Origin of the sequence: Halalkalicoccus sp. NIPERK01, from assembly GCF_030287405.1 — an archaeon.
Taxonomy (GTDB): domain Archaea; phylum Halobacteriota; class Halobacteria; order Halobacteriales; family Halalkalicoccaceae; genus Halalkalicoccus.
The window spans coordinates 248,341-265,825 of the sequence record NZ_JASVVV010000003.1; the positions used below are offsets into that span (position 1 = coordinate 248,341).

Annotated in this window: 15 protein-coding genes and 1 pseudogene; 9 read left to right on the forward strand and 7 right to left on the reverse strand. The window is 67.3% G+C overall.

Features of this window, described 5'->3' with window-relative positions; genetic code table 11:
- Positions 1 to 15: 15 nt before the first annotated feature.
- Positions 16 to 1,953, reverse strand: a complete 1,938-nt coding sequence (locus tag QRT08_RS10770; protein WP_286045950.1) for an aldehyde ferredoxin oxidoreductase family protein — start codon at positions 1,951 to 1,953, stop codon at positions 16 to 18.
- A gap of 387 nt (positions 1,954 to 2,340) precedes the next feature.
- Here QRT08_RS10770 and QRT08_RS10775 point away from each other — a divergent pair, with 387 nt between their 5' ends.
- From QRT08_RS10775 to fer, 5 genes and pseudogenes are all read left to right on the forward strand, one after another.
- Positions 2,341 to 3,171: a DUF8054 domain-containing protein gene (locus QRT08_RS10775; protein ID WP_286045951.1), complete on the forward strand. Its 831-nt coding sequence runs from the start codon at positions 2,341 to 2,343 to the stop codon at positions 3,169 to 3,171.
- 86 nt (positions 3,172 to 3,257) lie between these two features.
- Positions 3,258 to 4,352 (forward strand): extracellular solute-binding protein, encoded by a 1,095-nt coding sequence (locus QRT08_RS10780; protein ID WP_286045952.1) that lies wholly within the window; start codon positions 3,258 to 3,260, stop codon positions 4,350 to 4,352.
- An 18-nt stretch (positions 4,353 to 4,370) separates the two neighbouring features.
- Positions 4,371 to 5,984 (forward strand): annotated as a pseudogene (locus tag QRT08_RS18820) (ABC transporter permease); the annotation flags it as partial.
- A gap of 24 nt (positions 5,985 to 6,008) precedes the next feature.
- The gene (locus QRT08_RS18825) at positions 6,009 to 7,160 is read left to right on the forward strand and encodes an ABC transporter ATP-binding protein (protein ID WP_369684837.1); all 1,152 of its coding nucleotides are present in this window, start codon (positions 6,009 to 6,011) and stop codon (positions 7,158 to 7,160) included.
- Positions 7,161 to 7,235: 75 nt separating this feature from the next.
- Positions 7,236 to 7,712, forward strand: a complete 477-nt coding sequence (gene fer / locus QRT08_RS10790) for a ferredoxin Fer (RefSeq protein ID WP_483299948.1) — start codon at positions 7,236 to 7,238, stop codon at positions 7,710 to 7,712.
- 1 nt (position 7,713) lies between these two features.
- Here fer and QRT08_RS10795 read toward each other — a convergent pair whose 3' ends face one another.
- Both QRT08_RS10795 and QRT08_RS10800 read right to left on the reverse strand, forming a co-directional pair.
- Positions 7,714 to 8,166, reverse strand: coding sequence for a hypothetical protein (locus QRT08_RS10795; protein ID WP_286045954.1), 453 nt, complete (start codon positions 8,164 to 8,166; stop codon positions 7,714 to 7,716).
- Between the two features lie 52 nt (positions 8,167 to 8,218).
- The gene (locus QRT08_RS10800; protein ID WP_286045955.1) at positions 8,219 to 8,512 is read right to left on the reverse strand and encodes an ArsR/SmtB family transcription factor; all 294 of its coding nucleotides are present in this window, start codon (positions 8,510 to 8,512) and stop codon (positions 8,219 to 8,221) included.
- A gap of 103 nt (positions 8,513 to 8,615) precedes the next feature.
- On the opposite strand from QRT08_RS10800, the gene QRT08_RS10805 reads away from it, so the two are divergent.
- Both QRT08_RS10805 and QRT08_RS10810 read left to right on the forward strand, forming a co-directional pair.
- Positions 8,616 to 8,924 carry an amphi-Trp domain-containing protein gene (locus tag QRT08_RS10805; protein ID WP_286045956.1) on the forward strand — a complete coding sequence of 103 codons (309 nt, stop codon included), beginning with the start codon at positions 8,616 to 8,618 and terminating at the stop codon, positions 8,922 to 8,924.
- Positions 8,924 to 9,670 (forward strand): class I SAM-dependent methyltransferase, encoded by a 747-nt coding sequence (locus QRT08_RS10810; protein WP_286045957.1) that lies wholly within the window; start codon positions 8,924 to 8,926, stop codon positions 9,668 to 9,670. The genes QRT08_RS10805 and QRT08_RS10810 overlap by 1 nt, the downstream gene beginning before the upstream one ends.
- A 62-nt stretch (positions 9,671 to 9,732) precedes the next feature.
- Here the strand turns inward: QRT08_RS10810 and QRT08_RS10815 are convergent, their stop codons facing one another.
- The 3 genes from QRT08_RS10815 to QRT08_RS10825 form a co-directional block, all read right to left on the reverse strand.
- Positions 9,733 to 10,212 carry a hypothetical protein gene (locus QRT08_RS10815; RefSeq protein WP_286045958.1) on the reverse strand — a complete coding sequence of 160 codons (480 nt, stop codon included), beginning with the start codon at positions 10,210 to 10,212 and terminating at the stop codon, positions 9,733 to 9,735.
- 162 nt (positions 10,213 to 10,374) lie between these two features.
- Positions 10,375 to 12,081 carry a pyrroloquinoline quinone-dependent dehydrogenase gene (locus tag QRT08_RS10820; protein ID WP_286045959.1) on the reverse strand — a complete coding sequence of 569 codons (1,707 nt, stop codon included), beginning with the start codon at positions 12,079 to 12,081 and terminating at the stop codon, positions 10,375 to 10,377.
- Between the two features lie 16 nt (positions 12,082 to 12,097).
- Complete coding sequence (locus tag QRT08_RS10825; protein ID WP_286045960.1) at positions 12,098 to 13,009, reverse strand: hypothetical protein; 912 nt, start codon at positions 13,007 to 13,009, stop codon at positions 12,098 to 12,100.
- A 266-nt stretch (positions 13,010 to 13,275) separates the two neighbouring features.
- Between QRT08_RS10825 and QRT08_RS10830 the strand changes: the two genes are divergently transcribed.
- Positions 13,276 to 15,453: a CDC48 family AAA ATPase gene (locus QRT08_RS10830; protein WP_286045961.1), complete on the forward strand. Its 2,178-nt coding sequence runs from the start codon at positions 13,276 to 13,278 to the stop codon at positions 15,451 to 15,453.
- Between the two features lie 36 nt (positions 15,454 to 15,489).
- Positions 15,490 to 15,765, forward strand: coding sequence for a MoaD/ThiS family protein (locus QRT08_RS10835; RefSeq protein ID WP_286045962.1), 276 nt, complete (start codon positions 15,490 to 15,492; stop codon positions 15,763 to 15,765).
- 19 nt (positions 15,766 to 15,784) lie between these two features.
- Here the strand turns inward: QRT08_RS10835 and QRT08_RS10840 are convergent, their stop codons facing one another.
- Complete coding sequence (locus QRT08_RS10840; protein ID WP_286045963.1) at positions 15,785 to 17,476, reverse strand: aldehyde ferredoxin oxidoreductase family protein; 1,692 nt, start codon at positions 17,474 to 17,476, stop codon at positions 15,785 to 15,787.
- Positions 17,477 to 17,485: the final 9 nt, after the last annotated feature.

Sequence of the window (17,485 nt, forward strand, 5' to 3'; positions counted from 1 at the left end):
GGTTGCGTTATCGCGTCAGTCGTCGGCGGGGGCCGGCGAGTCGCCCGACGAGACGCCCGTTCCGGGCCCGACGTCGATCCCCAGATCGTCGAGCTTCTCGTCGGGGACCACGCCGTCGACCCAGCCGCGGTGCTCGTAGTACTCCGCCTTCATCTCGTCGAGTTCGCAGTACTCGCCCTCGCTGGCGCCTTGGCCGGGCGTGCCGCCCTCCTCGAGGAACCGCTCGGGAAGGGAGTCGTCGCTCCCGTCGAAGCCGGCCAGGTTGTTGTAGTACCGTTCGAGGTTGTAGACGCGCTCGCCGGCCTCCATCAGCTCGTCCTCGCTGACGTCGAGCCCGGTCATCCCGTTGTACTGCAGCACGTACTCCTCGATGCCCTCCGCGAACGCGTTGAACTTGCAGATGTCGAAGCTGTCCGAGATCGCATGAAGGTCCTGGAACGTCGCGGTGAGTTCGCCCTTGCCCTCGTACTCGTAGGGGTCGACCTTCTCGGGGATGCCGAGGATTTCGGCCGCGGGGGTGTACCCGCGCAGGTGACACGCCCCGCGGTTCGAGGTGGCGTAGCCGATGCCCATACCCTTCATACAGCGGGGGTCGTAGGCGGCGATCGCCTGGCCCTTGACCGAGAGCTTCGAGTCGTGGGCATCGAGTTCGTCCGCAACGCCGTTCTGGCCCTCCGCGAGCAAGTCGGCCAAATCGTCCTCGCGGTTGGCGATCCGGGTGATCATGTCGATCATCTCCTCGGAGTCGCCCCAGTCGATGCCGTCCCCCAGCTCGTCGAGCTTGCCGCGCTCGGTCAGCTCCATCGCCATCGCCATGATGTTGCCGGCCTCGATGGTGTCGATCCCGACGTCGTTACACCGGTCGATCATGACGGCGATCTTGTCGCGATCGTCGTTCGCGGAGTTCGTCCCGAGCGCCCACGCCGACTCGTACTCGAACGACTCCATGCGGACGTTCATCTCCTCGCCCTTGTGCATCGTCTGGACCTCGACCTCCTTCTTACAGGCGACCGGACAGGAGTGGCAGGTCGGCTCGTCGACGAGGATGTTCTCGCGGACGTTCTCGCCGCTGATCTTCTCGGCGTCGAGATCGTGCGGGCGGTCCTCCTCGAGGTCGTTGTACGCGTTGCCCGAGGTGTAGCGGCCGTTCTTCGTCGGGTGGCCGTCCATCTCCTCGGTGATGTTCATCAGGACGTTCGTCCCGTACATCGAGAGCCCGCCCTCGTTCGGGGCCGTAACGTCCGACTCCTGGATGAGCTGCATCGCCTGCTGATGGCCCTCCATGAACGTCTCCTGATCGGCCGGTTTGGGCATTTTCGTCCCGGATTTGATGACGATGGCCTTGAGGTTCTTGTTGCCCATCACGCAGCCCGTTCCCCCTCTACCGGAGGCACGGTCGTCCTCGTTCATGATGCAGGCGTACTTGACGCCGTTCTCGCCGCCCTGGCCGATGCCCATAAAGGACATGTTCTTGCCGTAGGCGCCCTCGTGTTTCTCCTCGAGGAGCTCGCGGGTCTCGTGGGTGCCCTTCCCCCAGAGGTCCGAGGCGTCGTGAAGCTCGAGTTCGCCGTCCTCGACGACGGCGTAGACGGGCTCGTCGGAGCGCCCCTCGAACACCAGTCCGTCGAAGCCCGCCCATTTGAGTCGGGCACCCGACCAGCCGCCGTGGTGCGAGTCGGTAACGGTGCCCGTCAGCGGCGACTTCGTACAGACCGCGATCCGCCCGCTCATCACCGTCTGGGTGCCCGTCAGCGGGCCGTTCATGAACGCGAGGAGGTTGTCGTCGCTCATGGGGTCGACGTCGGGGCCGTTGTCGAAGACGTACTTGACGCCCAGCCCGCGCGCGCCGATGTACTTTTTCGCGTCCTCGTCGTCGATGCTCTCGTAGTTCACATCGCCCGAGGAGAGGTCGACTCGTGCGACGTGGTCCTGAAATCCGCCTAAGTCTGTCATGGTAATCTACGAGTGTTACTTTGGGTTGGGAACGTGTTAGGTCTTCTCACCTCGAAGTAACCGATACCGGTTACAGCCGACGGGCCGTCAGCTTCGGCCGAACCGCCGGACCACACACCCGTCCGGCCGGAATCGGCCTCGACGAGCTTCTTTCTCTCTCGTGTGGAACGAAACCACTCTATCCGGCAGTTCATACCGTCGGTCATGCCTCCGTCCATCGCCGCTGGCAACGACGGGGAGTAGCTGCGCTGGTGAGAATGACTCGTGCCACGGACGGTCATAGTCCCATGACCGACAGTATTACCGTTCGCCGGTCCGTCCCCGGCGGTATGTGTGAACCGTCATCGAACCGCATTGGATCGGCCGTTCCGTCCGGTTGGTGAGCGGATGGGGCTCGCAGAGATCGAAGCGGCCGTTCGACGGCCCGAGTACACCGGCGAGAACCGCTGTACCCCATGTACCGCGATCAACGTCCTGCTCGCGGCCGTCCTCGTCGCGCCCGTGGTCGCCGTCTCGGCGCCGGCGGCGCTGGTGCTGTTCGTCGGCTGTCTGCTCGCCATCTACCTCCGGGGGTATCTCGTCCCCGGGACGCCCGAACTCACGAAACGCTACCTCCCGCCCGCCGTCCTCCGTCTGTTCGGCAAGGACGTCCCTCGAACGCGCTTCGGCGACCTCGACGCACGGGGGCTCTGGGAGGCGCTCTACGCCGCCGGGGTCGTCGAGCGCCGCGACGCCGTCGCCCTCGCCGACGACTTCCGCGAGCGTTGGTGGGCGGCGATCGACGAACGACGGGACGCGGAGCTTGGTGAGCGAGAGGTCGCCCGGATGCTGGACGCCGACGAGGTCGCACAGCGCGGCGACCGGGCCTTTTCCGTCGCGGGCAACCGACTCGTCCGGTGGGACTCGCGGGCCGCGTTCCTCGCCGACGTCGCGGCCGCGGCGGTGTTCGACGAACGCGTCGAGGACTGGGCCGGCCTCGACGGGGCGACGCGCCGCGACCTGCTCGAACGCCTCCGACTCCTGCTCGATCGGTGTCCCGACTGCAGTGCGCCCGCCCGTCGGGAGCGAGAGCGGGTCGATCCGTGCTGCCAGCGCTCCTACACCGTCGTCTGGACCGAGTGTGAGGGCTGCGGTGCGCTCCTCGCGGAACTCTCCGTTCCCACCGCCGACGAGGACGAACTCGCTCCCCTCCTCCCCCGGGCCGACCCCCCGACGTGATCGCCACCCGCCCCGTGTACAATATTCCCGTGGACTCCTGTACGTGACCGCGAACGTTCATAACGATCCTTTCCTGTGGTAGTCCCATGGTCGATAACACGCGACGAGCGGTCCTTCGGGTGGGAGTCGGGTTGGGCGGCGTCGGTCTCGCAGGGTGTACGGGACGGTTCACCGGCCAGACGGACGGGGGGACCCTTGGCAACCCCGAGTTCGCCGAGGGCCGGCCCGACCCCGACGGGCCGACGATGGACGACCTGCCCGATCTCGGCGGGGAGGTGACGGTCTACTCGGGACGTTCGGAACAGCGCGTCGGCGAACTCATCGACCACATCGAGGACAGATACGACGACCTCACCGTCGACGTCCGGTACGCCGACTCCGCGGATCTGGTCAACGCCATCCTCACCGAGGAGGGGACGCCAGCCGACATCTACTACACCACCGAATCGGGCACGCTCACCTTCCTGAAGGAGGAGGGCTACACCGAGACGATGCCCGAGGACGTCCTCGAACTCTGTCCCGAGGAGTTCCGCGATCCGGACGACCAGTGGATGGGGCTCACCCGGCGCTCGTGGGCGGTCGCGTTCAACACCGACCGGTTCGAGGCGAGCGACATCCCCGAGGGGATCATGGAATTTCCCGAGAGCGAGGTCGCGGGCGAGATGGGGTGGGCCCCGTTCAGGGGTTCGACCCAGGCCTTCGTCACCGCGATGCGGGTGATCCACGGCGAAGAGGAGACCCGCGAGTGGATCGAGGGGATGCTCGATGCGGGCCTCCGGACCTACGAGGGCGGCCGGAGCGACTTGGCGCAGGCGACCGGAAGCGGCGAGATAGGCGCCAGCCTCTACAACCACTACATCGTCCGGGGCAACCTCGATATGCCGATCGACGTCACCTACACGAGAAACGACGCGGGCGTCGTTCCGATCGTTCCAGGAGCCTGTGTGATGGACGCGAGCGACGACCACGAGACGGCCGTGAACTTCATCGGCCACTGGGCCTCCGCCGAGGCCCAGGAGTACTTCGCGACGACGACCTGGGAGTACCCCGTCAGCCCCCACGTCGAGCCGCTCGACGTGCTGCCCGATCGGGACGAACTCGAGCCCCCGGAGATCGACCTGAACGATCTGGCCGACATCGAGACGACCCTCGAGCTGCTCCGGGATCTGGATGTGCTCTGATCGGGGAGGTGCGCGCTGATGGGACGCGATTCGACGCCCCGAGTCGGTCGCGCGGCGGGCGACGGACTGGAGCGAGAGCGCCCCCCGCTCACGGTGACGCTGCTCGCGGGCGCGGTCGCCGCGAGCGTGGTCGTTCCCGTCCTGTGGATCGCGGTCGTCGCCGGGAGCGTCGACCCCGGGCGGGCGGCCGCGCTCCTGTTCCGGACGAAGACCCTCGAGATACTGCTCAACACGCTCGCGCTCGTCGTCGGCGTCACCGCGCTGTCGGTCCTGCTGTCGGTTCCGCTGGCCTGTCTCACCGAACTCACCGACCTGCCCTACAGCCGCTTCTGGGCGGTCGTCGTCTCGCTTCCCCTCGTCGTTCCGAGCTACATCGGCGCGTTCTCCTATATCTCGGTCTGGGGGCCACAGGGAGAGATCCAGTCGCTGCTCGCACCGCTCGGCGTCGACTCCCTGCCGGATCTCTACGGGATCCCCGGGGCGGTGGTCATCCTCACGCTCTACAACTACCCCTACGTCTACATCACGACCCGGGCGGCGCTTCGCTCGTTCGACAAGACGTATCTCGACGCCGCCCGATCGCTCGACGGCCGGACGTGGCGCTCGTTCCTCCGGGCAGTGATCCCCTTCGTCCGGCCCGGCATTACGGCGGGGGCGCTGCTGGTCGCGCTGTACGCCGTCGGGGATTTCGGCACCCCGGCCATGCTCCAACTGGACGTCTTCACCCGGGTGATCTACGTCGAGTACAACGCCTTCGGTCGGGAGTACGCCTCGCTGCTGGCGATGCATCTCGTCGTCATCGCGCTGGTGATCCTCGCGATCGAGTCGGGGGTCAGGGGCGACGACACGCTCCACGGTAGCGTCCGCGGCTCGACCGACGAGTACGCCGTCTCGCTGGGCCGCTGGAAGTGGCCCGCGCTCGCCTGTCTTGCGCTGCTCGCCGGGGCGACCCTCCTGTTTCCGATCGGCGTACTGACGATGTGGCTACTCCGGATGCCCGACGTGTACGCCCCGTCGCTCGCCTTCGAGCCGTCCTACGCGATCAACTCCGTCACCGTCGCGGCGGCCGCGGCCCTCGTCGCCGCCCTCGCCGCGATCCCCGTCGCGTACCTCTCGGCACGCTACTCCTCGCGGCTGGTCGCGCTCTTCGAGCGGGCGACGTACATCGGCTACGCGGTGCCCGGCGTCGTCATCGGGCTGAGCCTCGTCTACTTCAGCACGCGCTACGTCGGGGCGCTCTACCAGACCTTCCCGCTTCTGGTGTTCGCCTACGTCGTCCTGTACCTCCCACAGGCCGTCGGCTCCACTCGGACGGGAGTGCTCCACGTCAACCCTCGATTGGTCGAGGCCGCCCGGTCGCTGGGCTGTACGCCCTCGAAGGCGTTTCGACACGTCGTCCTCCCGCTGATCGTCCCGGGGATCGTCGCGGGCGCGGCGCTGGTCTTCCTGACGGCGATGAAGGAGCTCCCGGCGACCCTGCTTCTGGGACCGGCGGGCTTCGAGACGCTCGCGACGTTCATCTGGCGGATCGAGCGCAGCGCCTACTACGGCTTCGCCGCGATCCCGGCGCTCGTGTTGCTCTGTGTCTCGGGACTGTCGATGCTAGTCGTCGTCTTCCGGGACCGCTACGACCGGCGCGGCACGGTCCGCGAATCGATCGCCGAGGACGTCGCCGACGACGGGTTCGGCGTCGACGAGCCGGCGGTCGCCGACGGCGGCGTCGAGCCGGCGGCCGAGCGCGACCGTCGCCCGTCGAACGAGGACGCGCTCGAACTCGACGGCGTCACGAAGTCGTTCGACGGGGAGCGGGTCGTCGAGGACGTCTCGGTCGCGGTTCGAGAAGGGGAGGTGCTGACACTCGTCGGTCCCTCGGGCTGCGGGAAGACCACGACCCTGCGGCTGATCGCCGGCCTCGAGGAGCCCGACGCGGGGACGGTCGCCGTTCGGGGGGAGACCCTCGCGGACGGCGGGGCCTCGACGGCGATCGAGGGACGAAACGTCGGCATCGTCTTTCAGGACTTCGCGCTGTTTCCCCACAAGACGGTCGCCGAGAACGTCGCCTTCGGGCTCTGGGGTGTCGAGGAGGCCGAACGCGACCGACGGATCGCCCGACTGCTCGATCTGGTGGGGCTGTCCGACCACGCCGAGCACTACCCGGCGGAGCTCTCGGGCGGGCAGAAACAGCGCGTCGCGCTCGCGCGATCGCTCGCGCCCGAACCCGACGTCCTGCTTCTGGACGAACCCCTGTCGAACCTCGACGCCGGTCTCCGGGTCGAGATGCGCGAGGCCGTTCGGCGGGTGCTCGAGGAGGTGGCGGTCACCGCCGTCTGGGTCACCCACGACCAGGAGGAGGCGCTGTCGATCGGCGACCGCGTCGCCGTGATGGACGATGGGCGGCTGCGACAGGTCGGCCCACCCCACGACGTGTTCATGCAACCCGTTTCGCGAACCGTCGCGGACTTCCTCGGCGAGGCGAGCTACCTCCCCGGCCGCCGACGCGACGGTACCGTCGAGACGCCCGTCGGGCCGATCGACGCGGACCGGCTCGTCGGTTACGAGGGGCCCCGGCCCGACGTGCTCGTCCGTCCCGACGACGTTTCGATCGAACGAGCGGGCGACGACCGGGCCGACGGAACGATCGGCTACCGCCGGTTCAACGGTCCCACGGTGAGCTACCGCGTCACGCTCGAAAACGGCGATGTCGTCGACTGCACGGCCAGCAACGACGAGCTGCTCGACCGTGGCACGGCGGTCGATCTCCGGGTCGTCGCCTCCCACCGGCTCAGGGCGTTTCCGCCGATCGAATGACGTGCTCACACGACCCGATGTCCCCCGGTACCGGCCAGCACGCCAGTTAAGTACGTGTGTCACTATCGTCCGTGTATGTCCAGTAGCCTTCCAAACATCAAAGTCGGGCGCGACGCCGAGGCGGACATGGATCCCGAGGAACTCCCCGTCTACGAGATCGAGTATCTGAACTATCAGGTGATCCCCGAGCACGGCTGGGACATCGACGACGACGACCTCTTCGAGAAGGCTGCGCGGGCGGACCTCGACGAGAAGGACCACGGGACCTTCGAGATCCGGGGAACGCGCTACATCCTCGACGGCGCGGAGGACGCCGACCAGAAGTGGCCCTTCGAGTGCCGGGCGGCCTCGTGTGCGTACTGTACGATGATCCTCGTCGAGGGAGAGGTGAAGATGGACATGGACCTGATCCTCACCGACGAGGAGGTCGAGGAACGAAACATCTACCTGAGCTGTCAGTCGATCCCGAAGAGCGAGGAGGTCAAGGTGGTCTACAACGCCATGCACCACGACTACCTCCAGGAGAACGTCGTCGGCGTCCGCGAGGTCTGAGTCAGTCCGTGGCGTGTTTCTCTATCGCCTCCTGCAGGCGCTTTTCGGGCGACGCGCTCATCACCAACTGGTCCTCCTGGTAGCTCGTCACCTCCGAGACGTCGACCTCGACGTCGGCCTCCGCAAGCGCCTCCAGCACCTCCGCCAGCAGGAGTCGCTGGATCTCCAGTTGGCTCTCGAGGGCGTTCGTCTTCGTGAACGTCCGGTCGGCGAAGTCGGTGAGCGACTCGGAGAACTCCGCGAGGTTGGCCTCGGTGCCCTTGACCCGCCGTTCGCCCAGGCTGATCCGGGCGTAGTTGTCCACCTCCTCGATCTCCGTCTGGAGGTCGTCGATCCGCTCTTCGATCTCCTCGGTTCGTCGGTCGATCAGTTCCTCGATCTGGTAGTCGACCGTCGATTCGCCGTTCTCGGCGTCCTCGCCCGTCTCGATTGCCGCCCCGTCGCTGGAAGACATGTGAGCACAATCACCACGATTTACCATATAGCTTTGGCACGGGACTCGGGGATCAGTCGTCGCCCGACGCGGCGTCCGGGCGCTCCGTCGCCTGGAGGATGAACGTCCGTTGGGGCGGCGGGGCGACGCGGAACTCGACGGTTCGAACCAGCCGGTAGTACTTGCGGTTCCCCCGACGGTAGTGTTCGACGATCCCGCTCTCCTCGAGCGTCGAGAGGTGGTGGGCTGCCGTCTTCCCGTCCATCCCGACGGCCTCCGTGAGTTCGGAGACGTACCGCGGCCCGTGGGAGAGTTCGCGGATGATCTTCAACCGCGGCGTGCTCCCCAGCACGTCAATCAGTGACACGGGATACCCTTTGTAACTCCCCACCATAGTCATTGCTACTCGACTGACAGGCGCTCCCGACGGGAGCGCCCGGAGTTAAGTGAGTCGGGTGACACCCATCACCATGGGTAACGACATCGAGTTTCCGGACGAGAGCGACCACGGGCGCAAGACGATCACCAGCGGCTTTTTCGAGCGCGAGATACGCCTCTCGGGGGGCGAGACCGCGGCCTTCCTCCGTAACCTCGCCGACGCCATCGAGAGCGATACCTCGATCACCGTCTCGGGCAGCGACTGGGAGATCCCCTTCGAGTACCGCGAACCCATCGAGGTCGAGGTCGAGTTCTCGAAGAAGCGCGAGGGCGAACTCGAGATCGAAGTCGAGTTCTCCGAGGCCCGTGGCGGCGAGGGGAGCGGCCTCAGCGTCGAGTAGTGTACTACTTCGGGCTGTACCACTGGCGACGGCGGCTTCGAGAACTCGCCGTCGGGGTTGGCGCGCTCCTCGCGGTCGCCGCGGCGTGGCGCGCGACCCCCTTCCGGCGCGCTCGCGCGCTCGCGGTGGTCGTGGCGACGCCGGCGTTCGTCCGCGCGGGCCGCGCGGGATCGAAGCTCCTGCGTCCGCCGCCGTGGGCGCTCGAACGCCACAAGTACGACGCGCTGGCGGTCGAACTCCCCCTCGGGGACGCCACGCGGGTCCTCGACGTCGGCTGTGGGACGGGTCGGTCGCTCGTCGGGCTCGCACCCCACCTCTCGGGGGGCGCGTCGGTGATCGGCCTCGACGTCTTCGACGACCGAGTGATCCTCGGCAACGCCCCGCTGCTCGCCCGGCGAAACGCCCGCGAGGCGGGGATCGACGTCGTTCCCGTCAGGGGTGACGCCGTCCGACTCCCCCTCGTCGAGGACTCACAGGAGGTCGTCACCGCCTGTCGCGTCCTCCACGACCTGCCCGCCGAGGATCACGGGCGCGCGCTCCGGGAGATCAACCGGGTCTGCCGACCCGGCGGAACCCTCGGCGTCCTCGAACTGCCCTTGGTTCCCGACGGGGCCGCGAGCGATCCCGAGACGTACTGGCGCGAGCGGGTCGCAGAGGCGGGCTTTTCGATCGAACGGGTGAAACGGGTCGAGCGAACGCGCGGCGGCGAGCCCTACATCGTGCTCGTCGCCGCGCCCATCGGGTGACACGGTACTGGTCGAGGCGTCGCTCGATACTGATGGAGCGGTAGGGACGGCGGTTCATTCCGTCACTCACGGCGTGACGGCCTCGCTCCTCGCAGTGGACGACCGAGTAACCACCAACCGGTGATCAGGAGGACGCCCCCCGTCGTCGCGGTGATGACCAACGGCGTCGGGTTGTCGCCGGGGGTAACGAGCGGGCCGCCGATGGACGCGCCGAACAGGAGCGAGATCGTTCCGACGATCAGACAGACGCCGCCGACCGTCCGGATCACGGTCGATCCGTCCCCCGACTGGAGTCGACGGGCTACTCCTGCTCCGACGAGCGCCAGCAGGTAGAGGAAGAGGGGGAACCCGAGGGGATAGTAGGGAGTCAGGAACGGGAGGACGACCTCGACGACGTCGTATGCGACGATCAGGAGGTAGGCCGGAATCTGCAACGCTCGAAACTCGACGGTCCTCACGAGATAGAGCGCGATGATGACTGCATAGGCGACCGCGACGTCGCGCCCGAGTAGGGTCCGCCGTGCTCTCACGAGCGAGGCCATGTCGAACCATTATATTTCTGTGAATATATATCTGCCCGGGATAGTGGAGGACTTCAACGAGCGGTGAACGGGCCGTACCACACCTCCTCGGTCGATACACGGATCGCAAACCGGTCGCTGGTGCCGGTTTCGCCTCGAAAAAACCGTGATCGCGGCGTCGTCCTACTCCTCCATCGAGAAGACGACGAGTCTGTCGTCGCGCTTGCCCCGGCGGAGCCAGCCGCTGCCGCCGATCTGGACGGCGACGTACTGCTTTTCGGTACCGGGGTCGTACCAGCTCATCGGGTCGCCCGAGATCGCGGGCTCGCCGCAGTCGTACTCCCAGAGGCGCTCGCCGGACTCGCCGTCGTAGGCGACGAAGTCGCCGTTCTGGTTTCCGGCGAACATCAAACCGGTCTTCGTCGACATCGTGCCGCCCCACAGGTAGATGTCGCTGTCGATCCAGTCCTGCCAGGCTATCTGGCCCGTGAACGGGTCGACCGCCGTGATGACGCTGATGTGTTCGTTGTACCCCTCGGGGACCGCTTCGGTCTCGTCCTCGAGGATGCCGCCCCAGTACTTCTTGCCTTCCTCGAACTCCTCGAAGCGCCACCACGCCTCCTGGAAGGAGTTGTGGAGCTTGTGGTACGTGAGGCCGAGTTCGGGGTTGTAACAGCCGGGCTGCCAGTCGTTGCCGCCCATCCCGCCGGGCATGAACGGGACCCGTCGGCCCTCGTCGATGTGGGGGATCATCCGGAACATGTTGAGCTGCTGGGCGAGCGGTTCGCTGCGCATGAGCAGCTCGCCGGTCTCGGCGTCCAGCACGTACTGCCACGCCGTCTTGCCGACGCTCACGACCACGTCGCGGGTCTTCCCGCGCATCTCGACGTCGCGGATCAGGATGCGGGGCATCGCCGAGTCGTAGTCCCAGACGTCGTGGGGCGACTCCTGGTGGAACCACAGCTCCTCGCCCGTCTCGAGGTCGAGACACAGCGTTCCGGCGCTGTTCCTGTTGGGGCCCGGCCGGACCGAGCCGTCGAAGTCCGGTCCGGGGTTGCCGATCGGCATGTACAGCCGCCCGTTCTCGGGATCGGGGGTCGCGGTCATCCAGTTGGTCGTGCTCGACTGGTTGATGCTGTCGCCGACCCACTCCTCCTCGGAGGAGACGTTGATGCGCCACTTCTCGTCGCCGGTGTCGGTGTCGAGGGCGGTGTGGAAGCCGCGGACCCCGTATTCGCCCCCGGCACTGCCCGTGAACAGGGTGCCGTCGTAGACGACGGGCGCCCACGTCGCCGAGTAGCCGCGCTCGTGATCGGCGGTACCGGTGTACCACTGCTCCTCGCCGGTGTAGCGATCCAGCGCGACGACGCCCGAGTCGAGCGTCGTCATGAAGACCTGATCGCCCAGCACCGCGGCACCGCGGGTGTTGTCGTCACAGCAGAGCACCACGTCGTTCGGGACCGCGTACGTGTAGCTCCAGAGGATCTCCCCTTCGCGGGGGTCGATCGCCTTCATGTGGGTCGGCCCGTTGGTCTGGTACATGATCGGCGGGTCGCCCGGCACCACTAGTGGAGTTCCCTCCATGCTGGAGCCGGCCCCGACCGAGAGTTCGTACTCGAGTTCGAGGTCCCCGACGTTCTCGGGCGTGATGACCTCGCAGGTCGTGTGGCGATGCTGTTCGTAGCCGCCGCCGTACGTCAACCAGCTTTCGGGATTCTCGGCGGTTTCGTTCAGCATCTCCTGGGTGACGTCCCTCTCGGGGATCCGGTCGATGTCGTGCTGGTGTGTGACCGACTTCTCCGGTGCGCCGAGCACCCGATACCCGTTGTCTGTCTCCCGTACGACCGTGTCTTGTGCGGCCTTGACGGCCCTGTCTTCGTCTATTGACATTGTTGTGTGTTGTGTGTTATCGCAGTGTACTTGGCGCGCGCATCTCCTCGGTGATCCAGAACATGTCCTTGACGATCTCCTCCTGGTTGGTGATCATGATCGCGGTGCTCGCCGAGAGCGCCGCGGCCAACTCCTCGTCCGAGAGCGACTCGCCCGTCGCGATCTCGTGGGCGGCCATCGTCATGACGTACAGCCCGCCGAGCATCGCCTTGACGTCCCAGTAGCCGTCGTCGAGGATCGCGTCGGTGATGAGGATCTTTTTCTGCCAGAGGTGGACGTCCAGGGCGTTGACCCACAGCAGGGTCCCGCCCATCGCCCGCTGCTGGAGCGGCGGGACGTCCTCGACGTTGAACTCCACCCCCTCGGGGATGTCCTTCGTGGGCGTCCACCGCGCGAGGCGGTTGTTGTTGTTCACGACGTTCATCACCAAGACGGTCTGCTCGCGCTCGTCGAATCCACAGTCGGCCAGCGCCGACGAGAGCGGTTCGGCCCGAATCAGCCCGTGGGCCGTTCCCTCGATGTGTTCGGGCGTAAAGCGCGGCAGGTTGGCCTCGACGCTGTCGAAAAATCCCGCCTCGACGAGGTGATCGTACACCCGCCAGCCGGGAGCGACGAGCTCCCGATACAGGACCTCCGGCTGGGCGTCCCCATCCGGGATACCGGCCTCTCGGACCTCCGAGAGCCTCCCGATCTGCGTCGCCAGCTCCGACAGCTCCCGTTCGAGGAGGTCGGCGTCGAGCTTCCCCGTGAGGTCGTCCCGGATCGCTTCGCCCATCGAGGCGAATCCCGGGTCGGTCCCGGCGTCGATCGCGCCGCGCAACCCCTCGATCGTCAACTCCTCGCCGGACGCCGTCGCACCGATCCCGAGGTTCCTCGCCAACTCGTCTTGGTCCTCGACCGATACCTGCGGCCTGTTTACGTTTGCCATGGACCATTGTTCATTATACAGGGGGACGACATAGTTCTTCTCGTATAAGAATCTCCAATATTAAGAATAATTCATAAGCAGAAGAACAATAACTTAGTATGTGTTCCGAGACACACTCCTCTCTCCTCGCTCCAGTCGCGTGATTCTCCGTCCAATCGATCAGTTCAAAAAGACGATATCATCGGCTGACGCTATAGCCGCCTCCGACGACCGTTCGGGACCGGGTGGCGACGGGAATATCACGGTCGCGAACGACACGCGATAGTATGGGCTCCGGGAACCTCCTCGTCAGGCCGATGGAGAAGCGCGCCGTCGGCGAGGGGCTGGCGATGATCGACCACGAGACGATGGACGAACTAGGGCTCGAACGCGGCGATCACGTCGCCATCGAGGGCGAGGGCGGCGAGCGGGCGGTCGCGACGGTGCGTCCCAGTTTCAACGACGCCGAGGAGGGCGTGATCCGCCTCGACGACGACCTCCGGCGGGCGGCAGGGGTGTCGGTCGACGAGACTGTCGCCGTCGAGGCGGTCAGCGTCGGGACCGGCGACCGGGTCACGGTCGCGCTCCCCGGGGACCTCCCGCCCGCGGACCACCCCCTGCTCCGCCTCCGGGACGCGCTCGTCGACCGGGTCGTCACGACCGGGCAGACGGCGACGGTCCCGCTCGCGGAGTCGGCCGAGGCCGAGCGCCGCGTTCCGGTCCGGATCGTCGCCACGGAGCCGACCGGACCGGTCGTCGTCAAGGAATGGACCCGGCTCACGATCTCCGAGACGGCCGCCGAGGGGCTCTCGGTCGAGGCCGGGGGGCGGGCGGTCGGACCGGGCGGCGTCACCTACGACGACGTCGGCGGCCTCGATGGCGAGATCACGCAGATCCGCGAGATGGTCGAACTCCCGATCGGACACCCCGAACTGTTCGACGTCCTCGGGGTCGACCCGCCCCGGGGGGTACTGCTGTACGGGCCGCCGGGCACCGGGAAGACGCTGCTCGGGCGGGCGATCGCCAACGAGACGGACAGCTACGTCCGGCGGCTCTCGATCGCGGACCTGCTCTCGAAACGCTACGGCGAGACGGAAGACCGCCTCCGGGAGGTCTTCGAGGAGGCCGAGGAGAACGCCCCCGCGATCGTCTTCATCGACGAGATCGACGCCATCGGCACGGAGCGCGAGGGGAGCGAGGGCGACCGGCGGGCCGTCGCCCAGTTGCTCTCGCTGCTCGACGGTCTCGAGGACCGCCAGCGCGTCGCCGTCATCGGGACGGCAAACGCCGTCGACGCCGTCGATCCGGCCCTGAGGCGGCCCGGCAGGTTCGACCGCGAGATCGAGATCGGCGTCCCCGACCGGGCGGGCCGCGAGGAGATCTTCGTCATCCACACCCGCGGGGTGGCGCTCGCAGACGACGTGGACCCCGCGGCCTACGCCGAGACCACCCACGGGTTCGTCGGGGGCGACATCGAGAACCTCGTCCGCGAGAGCGCGATGGCCGCCCTGCGACGGCTCCGCCCCGACGTCGACTTCGACGGGAAGGTCGACCCCTCGGTGCTCGACTCGCTTCGCATCACCGACGGGGACGTCCGCCGGGCGCTGCGCGCCGTCGAGCCCTCGGCGCTCCGGGAGGTGTTCGTCGAACTCCCGGACGTGACCTGGGCCGACGTCGGCGGGCTGGGCGAGACGAAAGCCCGCCTGCAGGAGACCGTCCAGTGGCCGCTGTCGTATCCCGAGGCGTTCGAACGCGCGGGCCTCAAGCCCGCGACGGGCGTGCTGCTCTACGGCCCGCCGGGCACCGGCAAAACGCTGCTCGCGAAGGCCGTCGCCAACGAGGCCGAGTCGAACTTCATCTCGATCAAGGGCCCCGAACTGCTCGACAAGTACGTCGGCGAGTCCGAGCGCGGCGTCAGGGAGATCTTCGCGAAGGCGAGGGAGAACGCTCCCACCGTGGTCTTCTTCGACGAACTCGACGCGCTGGCGGCCGAGCGCGGCGGCGGCCCCGGCGGCTCGAACGTCGGTGAACGGGTGGTTTCGCAACTCCTCACGGAACTCGACGGGCTCGAGGAGCTCGAGAACGTGGTCGTGATCGCGACGACCAACCGCCCCGACCTGATCGACGACGCGCTGCTCCGGTCGGGGCGGCTCGACCGCCACATCCACGTTTCGGTGCCCGACGAGGAGGCCAGGAGGGAGATCTTCGCCGTCCACACCCGCGACAAACCGCTGGCAGACGACGTGGACCTCGACCGGCTCGCCGCCGAGACCGAGGGCTACGTCGGCGCGGACGTCGAGGCGGTCTGCCGGGAGGCCGCGACCGCCGCCGTCCGCGAGTACGTCGAGGGCGACGGCGACGTCGAGGGGATCTTCCTGACCCGCGCGGGCTTCGAGCGCGCGCTGGACGACGTCGACCCGAACGCGGCCGAGGGTTCGGGCCGGTTCGGCGAGTTTCTCGGATGAGGACGGTTATAACCCGTCCCGCCGCGTAGACGACCCATGCGGATCGAGTGTCGCTTCTACGGCCCCTTCCGCGAGGACGTCGGCGAGAAGAGGATCGTTCGTGAGACCGACGCCCGAATCGTCGGGGAGCTGTTGAGCGAGCTATCGGCGGCGTACCCCGCGCTCGACGGGCGGCTCCTCGACGACGACGGTATCGCCGGCTCGACGGTCGTCACGAAGGCCAAGAAGGACGTTCGACACCTCGACGGCACCGCCACCGAACTGAACGAGGACGACGTGATCCGGCTCACGCCGTCGGTCTACGGCGGGTGAGGCGGGAGAGGTGACGAAATCAGTCGTCGGCGACGCCCGCGCCGACCGCGCTCTCGGGGATCGAATCGAGCGCGTTCGATGGAACCGTTCCATCCGGGTTCCAGCCGCGCGCCTCGTAGTACTCCTCGATCGCCGCCTCCAGATCGGGTACCTCCTCGGCGTAGGGGAGGCCGTCGTCGTCGGCGTCCCTCCCCCGTCGGTTGTTGAAGTGGCGCTCGCGGGCGACCGTTCGCGCGCCGATCTCGAGCAGGCGGTCGTACTCGGTCTCCAGAAGGGTCGCCAGCCGGTCGTTCGTGACGTAGCCGCTGGCGAAGGCACAGACGATCCCCGAGTCCCGGACTACTCTCCTGTTTTCCTCGTGGACGAGCCGTTCGGCCTTGCCGAGGGTTCCCTCCGGGTCGAGGGCGCCCTCGTACTCGAGCGTGAGCATCCCGCCGTACATGTGGTCGGCCCCGCGGTTCGCCACGGCATAGGAGAGTCCCTGTCCGTGCAGCACGCGGCCGTCGTGGGCCGCGAACTCCATTCCCTTCACGGTGTAGTTGTCGACGCCGAGTTCCTCGTGGGCGCGGTCGACCCCCTCCGCGAGCAGGTCGCCGATCCCCTCGCGGCGGGCGATCTTCTCCGTTATCTCGCGTGCGAGTTCGGCGTCGCCGAAGGCGTCCTCGCTCTTGAGGTACGCGGCGACGGTCACGCCCGCCGAGATGGTGTCCATCCCGAGGTCGTCACACAGCCGGTTGGCCTTCATCACGTCGACGACGTCGCCGACGCCCTGACACGACCCGAACGAGTAGACCGTCTCGAACTCCGGACCCTCCGTCTCGACCCCCTCCGCCTCGTCGCGCGTCGGGAGCTTGCAGGCGTAGGCGCAGGCCGAACAGGCCCCCTTCTTGTACTTCTTCTCCTCGACGGCGTCGCCGCCGATCCCCGCCGCCGACTCGAACTCGTACTCGTCGAAGTACCTCGTGGGGAGTGCGAAGTTGTCGTTGATGAACTCGGTGCTGCTGGTCGTCCCCTGCCGGCGCATCAGGTCGTCGCTGGTCGCGGCCTCCCGGTGGACCTCGTTCTGAACGTCCGCGACCTCGATCTCGGGGGCCGAATCGCCCTCGAACGTGACGCACTTGATTCCCTTCGAGCCGAGGACCGCGCCGAGCCCGCCCCGGCCGAACGCCCGCGAGTCGAACGTCATCACGCTCGCGAACCGAACGAGGTTCTCGCCCGCCGGGCCGATCGCGATGCAGTGGTCGGGGCCGAGATCGTGGTGTTCGGCCATGTACGCCGAAGTCTCCGGGACCGTCGCCCCCTCGAGTTCGGCTACCGACTCGAACTCCACGTCCTCATCGGTGATGTGGATCGCGAGGAGGTCGTCGGAGCGCCCGACGAACTCGACGACCGAAATCCCGGTGGCGGCGAAGTTCCGCGAGAGATAGCCGCCGGCGTTGGTTGAGGCGAGCCCGTCGGTCAGCGGCGAGAGGCCGGTCATGTTCATCCGTCCCGTAAAGCTCATCCTGCTCGTCTGGAGCGGGCCGGTCGAGAGGTACGCGCGGTTCTCGGCCCCGAGGGGGTCGGCGTCGAACGGGATCCGCTCGTGGGCGAGCGCGGTCGCGACCGCGCGCCCGCCGATGAACTCCGCGAGGACGTCGTCGATGTTCGTCCGCTCCGCGGTGCGTTCGGAGACGTCGACCGTCAAGAGGGGACCGGTTGCGTGGAGCATGGGTATCGA